Source organism: Campylobacter sp. TJR-1 (genome assembly GCF_032840035.1).
Lineage (GTDB): Bacteria > Campylobacterota > Campylobacteria > Campylobacterales > Campylobacteraceae > Campylobacter > Campylobacter fetus.
Genome location: NZ_JAWIZX010000017.1, coordinates 1 through 1,892, shown reverse-complemented (window position 1 = coordinate 1,892; position 1,892 = coordinate 1). Strand labels below are relative to the sequence as shown.

At 28.8% G+C, this 1,892-nt stretch carries 2 protein-coding genes; one reads left to right on the top strand and one right to left on the bottom strand.

The window, feature by feature from the left end; all coding sequences use genetic code 11:
* A partial coding sequence (locus RVY88_RS09090) for a cache domain-containing protein (RefSeq protein ID WP_317051302.1) occupies positions 1-887 on the bottom strand: 887 nt, incomplete at its 3' end.
* Positions 888-1,484: 597 nt separating this feature from the next.
* Here RVY88_RS09090 and RVY88_RS09085 point away from each other — a divergent pair.
* Positions 1,485-1,739, top strand: coding sequence for a hypothetical protein (locus RVY88_RS09085; protein ID WP_251149226.1), 255 nt, complete (start codon positions 1,485-1,487; stop codon positions 1,737-1,739).
* Positions 1,740-1,892: the final 153 nt, after the last annotated feature.

Genomic DNA, 1,892 nt, shown 5'->3' with positions numbered 1-1,892 from the left:
TTAGAATTAATAAGACTAGCCATAACTCCAAACTCATCATTTGATTTTAAGCTTATAGCTTTAGGATTATCATTTTTATGGTTTAAGAAGTCAAAGAAGTCTTTGAGACCAGATACTATCTTATCCATAGGTTTTAATAATTTCTTGGCTAACAGTAAAATGGTAAGCGATGCAAAGATCACAAATATAATAGAAAGTATTATCTGTTTATAAAATATAGTGTCTGTCTTTTTTTTGAAAAATTCTACGTCGATATTACTACAAATTATCCAGTCATTTATAGATGAATTTATACATTTACCGAGTTTTTGAGAACCATCGTGAGTATAACTTACTCTGCCGTATGCGTCAAAATCTTTATTTTGAATTTTTTGTATAATTTCTTTTGTGAAATTTAGTGTTTTACCTATGTATTCACTTGCTGGACTCATAATCACTTTTGCGTTTTTATCCATTAAAAGTATATATGCGCCTTCGGCATTTCCTATTTCTATAAACTCTTTGCTTAATACATCTATAGCCTTATCTGCACCCACAACGCCTATTAATTTGTTATTTGAATATATAGGGGCTGCAACTGTAACGCATAACTTTTGTACGGTTTTACTCATATAGGGATCTGAAACAATGGTCTTATTTTCTTTAATAGCTCTTTCATACCAAGCTCGTTTTCTAGGATCATATTCATTTGTAGGTAGGCTAGAATTACCGTTTGAACGTATTATCATGCCGTCATTTTGATAGCCGACGAATATTAAGTCAAAGCGAGAAGAGTTCTCTATAGCTTTTAGTATAGTTTCTACCTCTTGATTGCTATAGTTGTTTGCGCCAATTAGTTTGGCTAAATTTTCTATAGCGTCGATATCGTCCCCTAATTGTGTGTTCAATAATGATTGAGCTGATTGAGTAACCTTCGTCCTTTCGTTTACTAATAATTCGGTTGTATTGGCTTTTGAGTCCGAATAATTTATATAACTTAGAATAGCAAGCAACATTATAAAGAGTAATGATGCTCCAAGGGATACTTTTCTAGATACACTTTGTATTTTCATTAGGTATTTCTCCGATAAATAATATTTTTAGGTCAAAATTATATCAAATAAACTAATAATATAAATTTATTAAAAAACTAATATAAGGTAATTTTACTAAAAATAAATCTGTAAAATTATAAATTTAATTATGTTTGTGATAAGTTTGTCTTTAATTTCTTTGTGTTTGTCAAAAACTTCACGGATGATTTGAGGTATTTTATCTCTAATTTCATATTCTTAAACTCCTATTAATTCGCTAGATACACTATGGAAATTTAACACTACTCAAACAATATGTCTTTGCAAACGGCTTAATGTAATTTAAAGTTTTGGCTTTTTAATTGTAGTGCAATTATGGGATGATAAAATAAATCTTAAATTAGATAAATGTTTTTAACAAATATAATATAATTTTAAGATGAAAATAAATTTAAAAAATATGTCCATTTTGTGAAAAATGAACATATTCAAATGAACATTGTAAGTGTAGAAGTGGTAGCATATACCAAAAGCAGTATAATAAATTTAATCGTAATAATATGGATAAATTTTATCACTATAAAGTGTCCGTATCTATCTATGAGAGTCGTAGAATTTGCATCGTATGATTTTTACTTTTATCAAATATACTTCACACGGCAGCCGAGTCCTGCTTTTAGGCTAAGTTTTATAATAAATTTGAGCTTAATAAAAGCTCAAATTTAACCCGGTTAGAATTTCTTTTTATTGACTTCGTTAAATACTTCGTTTGCTATACTCTCCACCTCATTAGTTATCTTATTACTATTTTGAGCTATAGTGACATTTTGTTTAGTCTGCTCATCTACCGTAGCAACAGCTTCATTTATCTGGTTAATT